The organism is Paenibacillus sp. Y5S-9, assembly GCF_036894235.1.
GTDB lineage: Bacteria > Bacillota > Bacilli > Paenibacillales > Paenibacillaceae > Paenibacillus.
Genome location: NZ_CP145887.1, coordinates 2,782,680 through 2,797,094, shown reverse-complemented (window position 1 = coordinate 2,797,094; position 14,415 = coordinate 2,782,680). Strand labels below are relative to the sequence as shown.

General features: G+C 47.5%; 15 protein-coding genes. 3 read left to right on the top strand and 12 right to left on the bottom strand.

The genetic code is table 11. The annotated features are described in order from the left end of the window. The 7 genes from V6669_RS12680 to V6669_RS12650 form a co-directional block, all read right to left on the bottom strand. Entirely contained in the window at positions 1-1,494 is a 1,494-nt protein-coding gene (locus V6669_RS12680) for a rhamnulokinase family protein (RefSeq protein ID WP_338594112.1), read from the bottom strand. Positions 1,495-1,729: 235 nt separating this feature from the next. Then, entirely contained in the window at positions 1,730-2,245 is a 516-nt protein-coding gene (locus tag V6669_RS12675) for a DUF2500 domain-containing protein (protein ID WP_338594111.1), read from the bottom strand. 109 nt (positions 2,246-2,354) lie between these two features. Further along, on the bottom strand, positions 2,355-4,157 hold the full coding sequence (pepF, locus tag V6669_RS12670) for an oligoendopeptidase F (protein ID WP_338594109.1): 1,803 nt from the start codon (positions 4,155-4,157) through the stop codon (positions 2,355-2,357). A gap of 319 nt (positions 4,158-4,476) precedes the next feature. After that, positions 4,477-4,836: a helix-turn-helix domain-containing protein gene (locus V6669_RS12665; protein ID WP_036608849.1), complete on the bottom strand. Its 360-nt coding sequence runs from the start codon at positions 4,834-4,836 to the stop codon at positions 4,477-4,479. A 267-nt stretch (positions 4,837-5,103) separates the two neighbouring features. Next, positions 5,104-5,667 carry a 6-phospho-3-hexuloisomerase gene (hxlB, locus tag V6669_RS12660; protein ID WP_338594106.1) on the bottom strand — a complete coding sequence of 188 codons (564 nt, stop codon included), beginning with the start codon at positions 5,665-5,667 and terminating at the stop codon, positions 5,104-5,106. Positions 5,668-5,671: 4 nt separating this feature from the next. Continuing rightward, positions 5,672-6,304: a 3-hexulose-6-phosphate synthase gene (gene hxlA / locus V6669_RS12655; RefSeq protein WP_036670570.1), complete on the bottom strand. Its 633-nt coding sequence runs from the start codon at positions 6,302-6,304 to the stop codon at positions 5,672-5,674. A 375-nt stretch (positions 6,305-6,679) separates the two neighbouring features. After that, positions 6,680-7,762: a lactonase family protein gene (locus tag V6669_RS12650; RefSeq protein ID WP_338594105.1), complete on the bottom strand. Its 1,083-nt coding sequence runs from the start codon at positions 7,760-7,762 to the stop codon at positions 6,680-6,682. Positions 7,763-7,976: 214 nt separating this feature from the next. On the opposite strand from V6669_RS12650, the gene V6669_RS12645 reads away from it, so the two are divergent. Beyond that, a complete protein-coding gene (locus V6669_RS12645; RefSeq protein WP_133384446.1) occupies positions 7,977-8,906 on the top strand; it encodes an AEC family transporter in 930 nt (309 codons plus the stop codon). Here the strand turns inward: V6669_RS12645 and V6669_RS12640 are convergent. The 5 genes from V6669_RS12640 to V6669_RS12620 all read right to left on the bottom strand — a co-directional run bounded on the left by V6669_RS12640 (position 8,884) and on the right by V6669_RS12620 (position 12,911). After that, positions 8,884-9,474, bottom strand: coding sequence for a DUF2062 domain-containing protein (locus tag V6669_RS12640; RefSeq protein ID WP_017688937.1), 591 nt, complete (start codon positions 9,472-9,474; stop codon positions 8,884-8,886). The two genes, V6669_RS12645 and V6669_RS12640, sit on opposite strands and share 23 nt — an antisense overlap. A 58-nt stretch (positions 9,475-9,532) precedes the next feature. Further along, positions 9,533-9,991: an OsmC family protein gene (locus V6669_RS12635; protein ID WP_338594104.1), complete on the bottom strand. Its 459-nt coding sequence runs from the start codon at positions 9,989-9,991 to the stop codon at positions 9,533-9,535. Between the two features lie 20 nt (positions 9,992-10,011). Continuing rightward, positions 10,012-10,779, bottom strand: a complete 768-nt coding sequence (locus V6669_RS12630) for a DeoR/GlpR family DNA-binding transcription regulator (RefSeq protein WP_338594103.1) — start codon at positions 10,777-10,779, stop codon at positions 10,012-10,014. 137 nt (positions 10,780-10,916) lie between these two features. Further along, positions 10,917-12,047, bottom strand: coding sequence for an NADH-dependent flavin oxidoreductase (locus V6669_RS12625; RefSeq protein WP_133384443.1), 1,131 nt, complete (start codon positions 12,045-12,047; stop codon positions 10,917-10,919). A 186-nt stretch (positions 12,048-12,233) separates the two neighbouring features. Continuing rightward, on the bottom strand, positions 12,234-12,911 hold the full coding sequence (locus V6669_RS12620) for an SOS response-associated peptidase (protein WP_036670560.1): 678 nt from the start codon (positions 12,909-12,911) through the stop codon (positions 12,234-12,236). 228 nt (positions 12,912-13,139) lie between these two features. On the opposite strand from V6669_RS12620, the gene V6669_RS12615 reads away from it, so the two are divergent. Further along, the gene (locus tag V6669_RS12615) at positions 13,140-13,661 is read left to right on the top strand and encodes a hypothetical protein (protein ID WP_051449705.1); all 522 of its coding nucleotides are present in this window, start codon (positions 13,140-13,142) and stop codon (positions 13,659-13,661) included. 44 nt (positions 13,662-13,705) lie between these two features. Continuing rightward, positions 13,706-14,377: a hypothetical protein gene (locus V6669_RS12610; RefSeq protein WP_036670558.1), complete on the top strand. Its 672-nt coding sequence runs from the start codon at positions 13,706-13,708 to the stop codon at positions 14,375-14,377. The last annotated feature ends 38 nt before the right edge of the window (positions 14,378-14,415 follow it).

The following is a 14,415-nucleotide window of genomic DNA, read 5'->3' as shown; positions in this document are numbered from 1 at the left end:
TTACACCTCACTCCCCGCTTGTGAATTAGATGAAGCCGTCACACGCAGAAATCTGCCGTAAGCATCTTCCCAGATTGACCTGTCCTGCGGCTCATACGCAGTTACCGGAAATGAATCACGAATGGCCTTACGGGCTTCCCAGATATCCTTAAAAGCTCCGCTTGCCATCCATTGCACAGCCATATTCCCGATGGCACTTCCCTCTGCTGGCCCTGCCCATACCGGCTTGCCAATGGAATTTGCAGTCCACTGACATAACAGGCGGTTCTGGATGCCTCCACCGACCATATGCAATCCGTTGAACGTCTGACCCGACAATTGCTCCGTCCATTCCAGAACTCTTCTATACTTCAATGCCAGACTCTCCAGAATTGCCCGGGCAATAGCCCCCTGATCCTCTGGTACCACTTGCCCTGTATCACGGCAATACTGACGTATTCGGGTCGTCATATCTCCTGCTGGCATGAACAGTTCATCATCCGGATCAAACAAACTGGCAAATGGAGCTGCCTGTTCCGCCTGCGCCAACAACGCATCGTAGCTAATTCCCTGCCCCTGACGATCCCACTCCCGCATACTTTCCTGCAAAATCCATAGTCCCATGATGTTCTTCAGCAGACGGAATGTTCCCCCCGCCCCGCCTTCGTTCGTGAAGTTCAAAGCCAGACTTTGGCTACTTATCGCAGGATGATCTATCTCCGTACCCATCAGGGACCAGGTTCCACAGCTCAGATAAGCAAATGAACGTTCCGTTGCAGGAACAGCCACAACGGCTGAACCCGTATCATGCTCCGCAACAGCGATCACGGGGATCGGGGACAATCCCAGATCGTTACAGATACTGCTTCGCAATTGTCCAACACGGGTACCTGGCAGCACGGCTTCACCAAACAGTTTCTCCGAAATACGAATATGCGCCAGCAACTCACTATCCCACTGCCCCGCTGATGGATTGTATAATTGTGTTGTGGTTGCATTCGTGAACTCATTCACCGCTTCCCCTGTCAGGAAATAACGTAGCAAATCCGGAATCATGAGAAAACGCTCTGCTTCCTGAAGTAACGGGGAACCGCTGCGTTGAAGCGTTGCCAATTGATACAAGGTATTAAAGCTAAGAAACTGAATCCCTGTACGTTCGAAGATTCGCTGGGAGCTCAGCTCTTGGCGTACCTGATCCATCATGCCGTTAAACTGTGTATCACGGTAATGATACGGGTTACCCAGCAACTCACCATTACTGCCAAGCAAACCAAAATCAACGCCCCAGGAATCGATCCCCAGGCTCTCCGGCTTTTCCCCCTGCTGTTTTACAAGAGTAAGCCCTTGCAACAATTCATGATGTAATCGCAGAATATCCCAGTGCATCCGCTCGCCTACCTTCACCGGTTCATTCTTGAACCGATGAATTTCGCTCGTTTCGATCCCTCGATCATTCAGATGTCCCAGTAGCGCTCTCCCGCTACCAGCGCCCAAATCATAAGCCAGCACACTCACCGCGCTTCACCAACCTTTCGAACCCATCCTATTTTCCAAACGGTATCTCTTGATTCAGTCCGTAACCCTGTACTTTATTCTGTATTTTTTGTTTGTTTGTTTTTGTTTAATACTGTTTTACTTTATTTTACGAGTATATCACCATTGTAAGCGTTTGAATACCCTTCGGTTTTTCTTTCTTTTGTGTATACCAAAAACGACTCTCTCCCACCTGGGAGGAGCCGCAGTTCTTTTTTTACGTATAAAATTGACCTTTGCTTACCCTCGACTGGGGCTGTACCTCTCTCTCAAAATGCTTGAATCGTGTCCCCTGATACGTCAGCATCCCTCGATCATTTTCCACCATCATGCCATAATGGTTTCCGCCAACAATCAGTTCAGTGCGCTCCCCATTGTCGAATTCAAATGTAACATAATACCGGGTCGTCGCACTGCTATCGCCGCTGCCACCTGAGACTTCCGTTCGTTTGGCCACCACCGTTGAGTGCAGGGTTAACAAGGCTGCTGCGTTATTTGACATCCCTGAGCGTATGCCTGAAATAATAACAAAAACAATAACTCCCGCAATGATGAGAAATATGCCGCCAATGAAAATCGAAGCAAATGCACTCATTGTAGCAAACTCATTGAATCCCGAAAAAAAACCACCCTGATTGCCTTCAAAACCTGGTACTCCATTCATGTCGTCAAACACACCAAAGCCGTCCACGCTTAATTGGCCCATCGATGAGGACACGCTCGTTAACGCCATTCATCATCGTTCCTTTCCCCTTGCAAAATAAGATGCACCGCCCCCACGCAAGGAAGGCGGTGCATGCAGACAACCCGTTCTGCCTTGTCCGTATACTATATGAACCAGATCAGGAATACAGACGTTCAAGTTCGTCGACCAGACTGCCGACATAAGCAACCGCAGAGCGAATCGGCTCAGGTCCGGACATATCCACACCCGCAAGCTTCATTAACTCCTGTGGGGTGAGACTTCCACCAGCTTTGAGTGCATCAAGCCAGCGATCTACCGCAGGCTGTCCTTCTTCCCGAATCTGCTGTGCAGCCGCGGTGGAAGCCGTCAGACCTGCCGCATAGGTATACGGATATAGTCCCATATAATAATGAGGCTGTCTCATCCACGTCAGCTTGGCCCCTTCATCAATTACCAGATCAGGTCCCCAGAATTCGGAAAGGATGTCTCCTTTGAGCTGACATAACGTCTTCGCCGTAATGGGCTCATCATTGGTTGCGCGTGCATACACCCTGCGCTGTAATTCACCTTCCAGCAGATGTGTAACGAAGTTATGGTAATACGTGTTCAACAGTTGCAAAATGACCCAGCGACGCATTCTCGGATTATCGGAACGCTTCAATAGATGATCGGCCAGCAGCATTTCATTCATGGTCGATGGTGCCTCAATGAAATAAAGAGATGGCCGTGTATTCGTTAGCCGTTGGTAACGTCCCGCAAGCATGAAGTGGCCTGCATGCCCCACTTCATGGGCAAGTGTAAATGCTCCACGCATATTGTTTGCCCATGAAATTAAGATATAGGAGTGTGAACCATATATAGAGGAGCAAAATGCCCCTGTGGATTTGCCTGCATTATCTGCGTAATCCACCCAGCGATCACTGAATGCGCGCTCTACGATCTCGCCGTACTCCGGCCCAAGCACATCAAGTGCTTCTCGAATGAGTGTGCACGCCTCATCATATGTAATGGCAGGGCTGAATTCAGGATCAAGCGGCGCCTTCAGATCACAGAACATTAGCTTGTCCAGACCCAGCTCACGTTTCTTGAGAGCCGCCAGTCTGCGCATATGAGGTGCGAGTTCCTGCTGGATAATATCCAGAATATTATTGTACATCTCTTTGCTCACTTGCTGTGGGCTGAGAAGCATATCTGTAACATCGTCGTAACCACGCAGCCTGGATAAAACAACCTGTTTCTTCACTTCGGTTGCATAACCTTCTGCGAACGTATTTTTGTAATCATTTAATGTCGAGCTGAATGCAGTATAAGCAGAACGGCGCAGCTTTGTATCGGACGACATCTCATAATTATTTTCATAGAATGACCAGGACAGTGGACGATTATTGTCCTCTCCATCAAGAGCATCGTCAAACGTCATGTCTGCCAGTTTACCGCGCAGATAGATACGGTATGGCGAATCCAGCACCTCTCCAAGTGAGGCAAGTACCTTCTCGGTCTCTGGCGTGAGCCGATGTTCTTTTTCTCGAATCAAACGCTCCAAACTGCGCGCATACGGCTCCAATCCCGGAAGTTCTTCAAGGTAACGTTCAACGGTCCCCTCCGGCAGATCAACGATCTCCGAATTGACAAAAGACAAGGATGACGACAGATTTGATAGGATATCTCCTGCTTTAGCTGAATTCTCAATATTCACTGGATTGGTGCTGTCCTCTGACTGCTTCAAGCGGGCATAAGAAGCCGTCTTGGCGATCCGCTCCTGCAAAGCTTCGCGCGCATCCAGACAAGCCAGCAATTGTTCAGCGCCTTCGCCAAGACGTCCTTTGAACGTTGCGATCTGGGCAGCAGCCTGAGGAAGTGATCGAAGCTCCTGCTCCCACTCTACATCGGTTACAAACAAGTCTCTCAGATCCCAAGTGGTTTCTGGGTTTACCTCAGCACGTGTACGTATTTTTTCCATCTGTATATGTCATCCTCCTTGCATTTCCAATATCTCTCATCGTATCATATTCCGCGCATCTATACATGACAATGATTACTCCTTATTACTCCGCTGGCAGAATAGCCTTTCGATCGCTGTTATCCCCGGATTTTTTGATTCTCTTTTTTAAAGGTGAAAATCCGTTGATAAAGGCGAACGCTTCGCTTCTTAAGTCTATTTCTGCCCGCTGCGTTTGGAGTAAACTATTGATCCACTGTCCAAAATTTAAAAGTAACTAAAAAACCGCTGGTTTATGGAAGTATCCATTTACCTAGCGGTCATTCTGAATATTACTTAATTAGCTTTCTTTCCAGATTACATTTTCACCATAGTTTTTACCCCAGTTATACATCGCGTGCAGGACGGGCATCAGGCTTTGACCGTGATCTGTCAACGTATATTCCACCCGAGGTGGTACCTCTGCATACACCTTGCGTTCAATCAGTTTGTCTTCCTCCAGCTCACGAAGCTGGTTGGTCAGCATCTTCTGGGTAATATGAGGGATTAGGCGTTTCAGCTCACTGAAACGTTTGGTGCCTTCCAGGCCCAAGTGCCACAAAATAATCAGTTTCCACTTGCCACCGATCACAGCAAGGGTCAATTCCTTCTCACAGTTGATTTCTTTTAGATTAATCCGTTCCTTCACTTCGGACGCCATGGCTCCGAGCCCCCTCATCTTCAATCTTATATCGCGTATATTACACATATCGCGGGGACACTTCTCACGAGGTAAGCTTTCCGCTCCATGCATGATGTAATAAGTACATTCATTCGATACAGCTATCTATTAATTCTACTACAGCCTGGTCGGGATGCAAAGTTTAACTGTAAATCACGGATAAAACCTATACAGATGAATGATTATGTATCGCAGAAAAGACCAGAACCCTTCATAATCAAAGGATTCCGGTCTTTCATCTATTCACTATTCCAGGTTCGCGTGGCGGCCAAACATATCCGCTCCGGTCATACCCTTCATTTCCATCATCGTAAGGATGAGAGCATCCATGCCGATTAACAGTCCTTGTTCGAACAACGAGCCCATCGGCTGAATGGTTACATCCGCTCCGGAAGTTGCTGTGTCCTCTTTGGCTGAAGCCGGAAGACGTACTACCGTAGTTGCCAATTGTCCAATCGTGGACTCTGGCTTGATCGTAATCAGACCGACAGGTGCACCTGCCTTACTAGCTTTCTGAGCCATCGCTACCAGACTGCCTGTTTCTCCTGAGCCTGAGCATAACAAGAGAAAGTCCTTCGAGCTGATCCCAGGTGTAACGGTCTCACCCACCACATATACACGAAGCCCCATCTGCATCAGTCTCATGGCAAAAGCCTTTCCCATAAGTCCTGACCGACCTGCTCCAGCCACAAAAATCTGTTCCGCAGCCAGAATGTGTTCAGCCATCGCTTGCATCTCTGCATCGTCGATCTGGCTTAGCGTACGTTCCAGCTCCTTCAAGATGTCAGCTGCGTACTGTGTTTTGCTCATCTGCTTACCCTTGTTTAACGAGACGTTGCATTTCAGCTGCAACTGCGGCTTTGTCTGCTTGTCCTGTGATACCGCCGCCTACAATAACCAGATCCGGTTGTGCTTTGATTACTTCTGGCAATGTTTCCAGCTTGATTCCACCAGCGACAGCCGTTTTAGCGTTTTTCACAGCAGCTTTGATCGTTTGCAGATCTTCGAACGGGCTTTGTCCTTCAGCTTGCAGGTCATAACCTGTGTGTACACAGATGTAATCTACGCCAAGCGCATCAATTTCACGAGCACGTTGTTCAAGGTTAGGCACGTTGATCATGTCCACAAGAACTTGTTTGTTTTGTTTCTTCGCTTCTGCTACTGCACCTTTGATCGTGCTGTCATTGGTTGCCCCAAGCACAGTGATCAGATCCGCACCAGCTTCAGCTGCTTTCATGATTTCATAACCACCAGCGTCCATGATTTTAAGGTCTGCAAGAACTTGCAGATTAGGGAATGCTTCTTTCATCGCTTTTACGGCGTGTAAACCTTCATTAATTACGATTGGAGTACCAATCTCAACGATATCAATATATTGTTCAACCTCTTTAACCAGTGCGATACCTTCAGGGATATTTACCAAGTCGAGCGCCAATTGCAATTTCATCATTTATTTCTCCTTTGTTGTTCAAGTATGAGTCGTTCCTGTAAAAATAATAATTAGATATTTAGCTTGCACCTATTTGTCTGTTCAGATGCATGCAGTGTTTGTTTTGGCTACTCACTCATTGTAGACCCTGACTATCCATTCAGGAAGTACGCACTTTGAAGTGGGGTAGTTACCTGGGCGATACTATTGATAATTATTCGTTGTTAGGTGAATCTAATATAGGATTAATCCTGTGTTCCAATCCGCACGCTTAAGCAGAACAACAGCCTAATCATCCCATTAGATATTCAATATAAAAGACCCCGCCACATGGCAGGGTCGTTATCTTTATCATTTTCAATCCAGCCAGGGCTGGTTTAGAAATTTATCATTTTACAGATATACTGGTTTCACGCATACCGGCTTGGATACACCTGTGCTGTGACCTGTGTATTTCAAACGTCCGCTCTCCTGATCTACCGTGAATGTCACGAGGTTGTTTGTATCGCGGTTAGCTGCGATCAGCAATTTGCCGTTAGGTGTCAGAGCAAAGTGACGCGGGTGCTCACCTTCAGCAGATACATGCTCAACCAGTGTCAGGTGACCTTTGTCTGCATCTACTGCAAATACAACGATGCTGTCATGTCCACGGTTAGAACCATATACATAACGTCCATCATTGGAAACAGTGATTTCAGCTGTTGTATTCTCTTTGCCATCATATCCATCAGGCAGTGTAGATACTGTAGACAATTCAGTCAACGTGCCCGCTGCTGCATCATATTTGAACGAAGTAATGGAAGAATCCACTTCATTGATGACATATGCGAATTGACCATTCGGGTGGAACGCCAAGTGTCGTGGGCCAGCTCCCGGATGCGTTTTGGTTTCACTGTGCAGCACAAGTTCATTTTTGTCTGCATCAATGGAATAGATCGCGATGTTATCTGCGCCCAGATCCTGTACGATCATGTATTTACCATCCGGGCTGAAGAATGCGGAGTGAACATGTGGCTTGTCCTGACGCTCAGGATGCGCACCTTGTCCTTCATGTTTCTTCTCGTCCAGAAGCGCTCCAACTTCACCGTTATCCGTCAAGGCTTGCAGACCTACCAGACCACCGTGGTAGCTGGAGAGAATCAAGTATTTGCCGGAAGGATCACGCTGGATATGACATGGTGGTGCTGAAATGGAGTCATTCCGGTTCAGCAACGTTAATTTTCCTGTAGAAGGATCAATGCTCAGAGCTACAGCTTCAGACATTTTGTTGCCTTCAGCTGACGCTGTTTCACCAATCGCATACAGTTTGTTTCCTTCAGCATCCACGTTGACAAACGTTGGGTTTTTCACGCCCGCGATGCCGTCAAGCTTGGACAAGCTGCCTGTATCCTCATTCAATTCATATGCATAAATGCCCTCATTTTCCGCTTCGGCGTAAGAGCCAGCAAGTACGAGCAAGCGTTTTGATTCACTCATTACAGTTTCCTCCTCTATGTGTATGTAATCTTGTTGCACCTCTCCTATAATAAATCTGCCATATCAAAATAGCAATCCGCTGTCGCTGCACATCAGGGAAATCCTTAGTTAAGCAAGGCGATTACTACACATGATCATACTGAAATCCATTCATATGAGGTGCATCTTCTGCTATGATAAGATAGGTTTTTCATCCAGAAGGGACTGAATTGCATTGCTTCACTCATTTTTACTCACCTTATACCATGTGTTCCTGCCGATATCACTTCCCGTGATTGGAGGAATTCTGTTAAAACGCTTCAAAAATTGGGATACCCGGTCGCTCTCGACCTTTTCCCTTTATATTTTGAGCCCTGCACTCATCTTCAATACATTGCTGCATGCCGAGATTACCTGGACGGACGTCACCAGCACGTTCTGGTTCTCTATTATTAATCTGATTGCTCTGTGGGCACTCGCCGAGCTGTTAAGCCGGGTTTTCCGTCTGGGTGCAAGCGAAAAAGCGGGCCTCACCCTCGTCTCCACGTTTACGAACTGCGTGAATTACGGGCTCCCGCTTGTACTGCTTGCCTTTGGTCAGCTTGGACTGGACAAGGCTTCCGTCTACGTCATTGGACAGATGATCATTGTTAATACGGTAGGTATCTTTTTTGCCGCGCGATCCGAATTCACGGTGAAAGATGCGATTCTGTCCGTTTTCCGCATGCCATCCATCTATGCTGCTGGCATCGCCATTGCGCTGCGTGCGTCCAATCTGAGCCTGCCTGAAGCGCTGGATGGAGGGATTTCCATGCTGGCTGCGGGCTACTCTCCTGTCGTTCTCGCCATTCTGGGAGCACAGATGCTCAGACCAAAAGGTGCAACGGCACCTTGGCTGCCCAATGTACGCCGAGCTTTCTGGACCGGGCTTGTAGTCCGTCTCGCAGCTGCGCCGATCCTGTCCTGGCTGATACTGACCGCGCTTCAGGTCGAAGGCACGTTGTTCAGTGTGCTGCTGATCCTCGCATCGATGCCGACCGCAGTGAACGCCGTTATTTTGGCTGAACAGTTCAATGCTTCTCCGCAGTTTGTATCCCGCTGCATTCTGTGGACCACCGCTGCATCCATGTTGATGCTGCCCATTATGATTGTGATGGCTTCCTAATTAATACCGGAGGTGATACCGAAGCAATATCCGCTTGTCGGCGTTTCTCCAGCCGGCGTTCATAACGCCGGTTGAGCGCTCTGACGTAGAAGAATTTCACGACAAAGTACGAAATCACACCCAGAATGACACCAAACACGGACATGCCTGCCAGAATATCCAGTCCACCAAGCAACAATTCACTCACGGCCGACCAGTTCCCACGAAACAGCTCCATGAATGCACTCTCGTGTACCAGTCCCTGTCCCATGCTGTGAGCAGGCAGTATCCATGAGCCAATTTGTTTGGCGAGTGGCATCAGGATAATAGGTAAAAACGTAAGTTTCCCGATCACATTACCAACAATCGCTGCTGGCATCGAACCCCCAGACAGTCGCACAATCGGATAAAATACGAGATATATCAGGGAAGCGGTCGAGATCACGATTAATTCCAGTCCGAACCCTATGGCAAATCCGGTAGATACTTTATGGGCACCTCCGGGAGCACGTAACAATTTGAGAAAATTCAGCTTCATAGCACGTGTTAAACGTACCCAGCGGTTAGTCTTGCGCTTCTGTGTGTTCATACCGAATTACTCCTTATTTTACACAAATGACAACTAGAATTGTCTATTCTTCAGTATATCACACCGCGTTAGCTCCTGTAGTAACAATGACCGGCTGTGTCTCCATCTGGACATTACCTGCCACCGCTCGGGAGATCATACAGGAGGATTCAGCCTTATGCGCCAAGCGCTCAGCCTTGGTCAGATCCGCCTCTGAAGCATCTGCGCTGAGCACAATCCGGGGTCTATGTACGATCCGTTCGTACGTAAATACGTTATTTGTAACATCTACCGTTGCTTCCGATTCAAGCGTTAATTCATCTGGCGTAATATCCGAACGCTCCAGCATCGCTGCCAGCGTGATCAGGTAACAGGTGGAGGCTGCACCCAGCAGCATCTCGTCCGGGTTAGTTCCCGTACCGGGTCCGCCCATCTCCTGCGGAATCGATATGACCGTTTTTAACCCACCTGCATCGATTGTTCCCTCACTGTTACGCCCACCATTCCATACCGCTTTCAGATGAAAAGGATGTTTCATGACATTCATTCCTTTCTTGTTTACACACGTATACACGTAATATTCTGCTCAATCAATGCGCTAACGTGCTCTTCATCTACGCCCTGATCTGTAATCACTTTGCCCACACTGCTCATCTCAGCAACTCTGGTAAACGCCTGTATGTTAAATTTGCTGGAATCTGCAAGTAAAATGACCTCATCCGCAATATGGATCATTTTCTGCTTCACCAAAGCCTGTAATTCATTGGATTCACTGATACCTTTGGTCAGATGCACACCTTTACAAGACAGGAATACTTTATCCACATGATAGGCATCAAGCGAACGTTCCGCCAGCGGTCCTACAAAAGACAGTGACTTCGAAGCCAGTTGCCCACCTGTGGCAATCACACGAATCTGCTCCTTGTTACTCAGCTCTGCGGCGACTTTAATCGAGTTGGTTAATACCGTCAGTGGAATGTTTGGCAATCCTGCCGCCATATACCACGCCGTTGTACTTGCATCAAGAGCGATCCGGTCGCCGGATTCCACCATTTTCACCGCTTCGCTTGCAATTCTGCGCTTCTCTTCGGCATGGGCTACAGCCCGTTCCGGATACGGAATCTCCGACTGTAACTCTTCCTTGTATTTTACGCTGACCGCCCCGCCATGGGACCTTCTGAGCCTGCCCGCCTGTTCGAGCTTGTCCAGATCACGGCGAATCGTCTCCTCCGTCACCCCGCAGCGCTCACTAAGTTCGGTCACACGCATGCTACCTTGCGTATCCACCCATTCCACTATTTTCTCATACCGTTCAGCTACGAGCATATTCCTTCACTCCAAACCGTTGATTATCCAGTTGATCCTGTTCATCCATCATACCACAGAGCGATGACAAGAAGAATCTGGACCATGTGCAAAAAGAGGGAGCTTTCGCCCCCTCCATTCCAGTTCTGAAGTGTATGTTATTTATCTTCTGCCATAGGGAACCAGCCTGGCGTGTGGATGATTGCATTCCACAATCCGTCAGGGATAACCAGACGTTCCTGATCGGATTTGGTCAGAATCGTCTCGATGTCTTCTTCACGTCCGCTCTCGATTTTCTCAACCCAATCCGGTTCAATAATCAGCTCACGTCCAATGGCAAGTAGTGGTACTCCCGTTTGAAGTGCCTCAGCAGCCTGATCAGCCGTATGAATTGAACCTACGCCAATTACAGGCAATTTGCCGTTCACACGATCCAGGATGAATTCCATTCTAGAACGTGTATCTGCTTCGCCACGTCTTGGCTTGGACCAGAATTCGTTCAGGGAAACGTGCAGGTAATCCAGGTTTTTATCTTTAAGCGCATCCACCAGTGCATACGTATCTTCCATTGTGAGTCCCGGTGTTTCCGGTTCCTCCGGGGAGAAACGGTATCCAATGATGAACGGCAGTTTGGTATGTTCGGCAACAACTTTCTGAATCTCATCCACTACAGCAAGCGGGAATGTCAGACGTTTCTCTACACTTCCGCCCCAACGATCTTCACGTCGGTTGGAATGCGGGGAGAAGAATTGCTGGATCAGATAACCATTAGCACCGTGAATCTCAACACCATCAAATCCGGCTTCGATTGCACGACGTGTCGCTTCACCAAAGTCTTTGATAATGGAAGTAATCTCGGCATCCGTCAACTCTCTTGGTTCAGGTGATCCTGGACGCTCACTCGCAACCGCACTAGGAGCAACCACTTGACCCGCAGGTACAGCTTGTTCAGGTGTCAGACGGCCCGCATGGAAAATTTGCAATACGGCAACGGAGCCTTGTTGTTTCATGGTGTCAGCCAGTTTCTTTAGACCAGGAATGAAGCGGTCATCATATACGCCAAACTGAGCCGGGAAACCAATGCCATACTCTGTTACATGCCCTACAGCCGTAATCGACATGCCAGCACCGCCTGTGCGACGTGCATAATAAGCAAGTTCAGCGTCAGATATCGTACCATCAGCATTCGAGGACATATGAGTCATGGGAGCGAGCACGATACGGTTTTTCAGTGTAATACCAGTCGGCAGTGAAACTTGTTCAAACATCTGGTTAAACTTTGGATTCATTCGTGGTTCCCTCCTGATTATAAATATCTCTTTTAATAGATATATGAATATATGCGTTCACTTACTGTAATGATTATAGTTACGTTTCACTGCAATTGCAACTTTTCATTTTCTGAAAGAAAAAAAGAGCAGAGTGTCTCCAGACTCTCAGCCCTCTTCATCTTCTTCACATCATCCAAAGGAAATTCAGAAACTCCGAACGTAAGCCAGCTTCTGATCCATCTCTTCCACGCATTCGTAACAATCGTGTTCATCGTTGGCGACCATTGGGGTGACTGGATACAGATTCATCTCTGTACTGTTATAAGATTTCAATAGCGGTAGCAATTGTGTCACTCGTGTATTAGCCGGATCAAGCCAAGTGTTGATCTCTTCTTCGGAGAGGATCGCCGGCATTTTACTGCCAAATTCACGTGTAACCATGTTCGCGCCTGTCATAAGCATCGTGCAGGTCCGAAGCGGCTCTTTCCGCGTATCTCTCCACACCTCGTATAACCCAGCAATGCCGAACAGACCGCGATCCGGCATGACAACACGAACTGCATAACTTTTTTTGCCCTCTTGCCGCCAGTAATATAATCCATTGCAGGGAATGACGCAGCGCTTGGTCTCTACCAGTTTGTAATAGGAAGGATTCTCATGTACCGTCATGAGATTCGCGTTAACAGCATCACGACCCCAGAATGGAATGAACCCCCACCGGAACTCATCCAATACACGCTCACCATCCTGATGCAAAATAATCGGCGTATGCTGGGTTGGGCTGATATTGTATCGGTTTTTGTAATAATACATCACTCGCTGAATTTTGAAATGATCTCTGACTTGGTCCAAATCGGCTGCCAATGAAAAACGGTTGCACATGCTCAAGCACTACCTTTCCCTGTGAGAAGTTGTACGTATTGTCTGTTATTTCAGGGAAATTATGCATGCATATCGAACAGAAAATGACTTATTTTGACACCATTAGGGTCTGATCTAGATATATTTCATGTTTTTCACGACAAAAACAACGACCTCGGACTCATTTCAACTCAAATATTACTTGTTACTATAATAGAGAATAAAATACATTTATTGGAGGTTTTAAGTATGAAAAGGAAGTTTTTAATGAGCATCATGTTGTTCTCAGCGATTGCGATGTTTGGCAGTACCATCTATGCGGCAACCTTTCTGACCTACGGTTATCCCAGCACCACCATTCCCATTCGTACGTATAATTACGCCTCCTCATGGCAGACTCCCATGGACGCTTCCCTTACCAACTGGAACAATGCAGGTGCCAAAGTTAAATTCACCAAAACAAGTAACTCCCCAAACACCATCACCGCAGGAAACTTCAATAATACAGCATATGGTGTCAACTACGCCTCCGTATCCGGCAGTCAAGTCGTAAGCTTCCGCATCGAACTCAATGCATCCACAATCACCCCTGACGCAACCAACTTATCCAACTTCATTCAAAGCGTATTTGTCCACGAACTCGGTCACTCCATCTGGCTCGGTGACAACCCAACAACAAGCAGTCCTTCCATTATGTCTTACTCCCGCAACCGCAATTCCATGACCCAACCCCAAACTTTTGATATCAATAACGTAAGATCCAAGTACTAATCCGCTACGAACTTATCCCAAAAATCCAAGGAGGATCCCTATCCATGAACAAAAATCGAGTATTAACGCTGCTTCTCTCTTCCATTTCCATTTTATCTGCTGTTGGATGTTCTTCTGTTACACCTACCGCGTCCACATCCGATGCACCCATGACCATTATTGCTTCTGAAGATTACCCGAGTTATGCCAGCATTGGCGACCTGTCCGAGAGAGCAAATACGATTGTGAAAGGCAGTGTTGTTGAGACTCGTGTGGAAGCTTTAAACGATATCGCACAAGTTACTGATGCTGCTAATGAAAACGAGTTAACCCCCGCGTCCGATCCGGGCGGAGAGCCATCTTCTTTTGACAAAATCTATACGATCCACACGATTCAGGTCGCTGAATCCTATAAAGGCGGTTACACTGCCGGGGAAAAACTTGAAGTGAAGCAACTTGGCGGACAACTAGGCAACACCGAGATTATTAATGATGACAACCTCAAGCTGATTCCTACCAAAGACTATGTACTCTTCCTGGAAACGTATGAAGACACCCCTGCCAGCCTGCTCAACTCCGTTCAAAGTCTCTACGTGATTAAACCTGCCGCCAAGTCGAATCAGCCAGGTCAGCAACAATCACAGTCAGAAGTCATTGTGAGTGCAAACCCCGAGAACGACCTTACACTCCAGCTGGAGGATCTGCAAGAAATTCAGAACGAACAAAAGAGCGAATAAACTCTTATACGGTATTCACACTGCTACTTCATCTCCGT

Coding starts and splice junctions, on each gene's coding strand:
- V6669_RS12675 (WP_338594111.1), bottom strand. CDS start 2,245: ATGGCGTTAACGAGCGTGTCCTCATCGATGGGCCAATTAAGCGTGGAC.
- pepF (WP_338594109.1), bottom strand. CDS start 4,157: ATGGAAAAAATACGTACACGTGCTGAGGTAAACCCAGAAACCACTTGG.
- V6669_RS12665 (WP_036608849.1), bottom strand. CDS start 4,836: ATGGCGTCCGAAGTGAAGGAACGGATTAATCTAAAAGAAATCAACTGT.
- hxlB (WP_338594106.1), bottom strand. CDS start 5,667: ATGAGCAAAACACAGTACGCAGCTGACATCTTGAAGGAGCTGGAACGT.
- hxlA (WP_036670570.1), bottom strand. CDS start 6,304: ATGAAATTGCAATTGGCGCTCGACTTGGTAAATATCCCTGAAGGTATC.
- V6669_RS12650 (WP_338594105.1), bottom strand. CDS start 7,762: ATGAGTGAATCAAAACGCTTGCTCGTACTTGCTGGCTCTTACGCCGAA.
- V6669_RS12640 (WP_017688937.1), bottom strand. CDS start 9,474: ATGAACACACAGAAGCGCAAGACTAACCGCTGGGTACGTTTAACACGT.
- V6669_RS12635 (WP_338594104.1), bottom strand. CDS start 9,991: ATGAAACATCCTTTTCATCTGAAAGCGGTATGGAATGGTGGGCGTAAC.
- V6669_RS12630 (WP_338594103.1), bottom strand. CDS start 10,779: ATGCTCGTAGCTGAACGGTATGAGAAAATAGTGGAATGGGTGGATACG.
- V6669_RS12625 (WP_133384443.1), bottom strand. CDS start 12,047: ATGAATCCAAAGTTTAACCAGATGTTTGAACAAGTTTCACTGCCGACT.
- V6669_RS12620 (WP_036670560.1), bottom strand. CDS start 12,911: ATGTGCAACCGTTTTTCATTGGCAGCCGATTTGGACCAAGTCAGAGAT.
- V6669_RS12615 (WP_051449705.1), top strand. CDS start 13,140: ATGAAAAGGAAGTTTTTAATGAGCATCATGTTGTTCTCAGCGATTGCG.
- V6669_RS12610 (WP_036670558.1), top strand. CDS start 13,706: ATGAACAAAAATCGAGTATTAACGCTGCTTCTCTCTTCCATTTCCATT.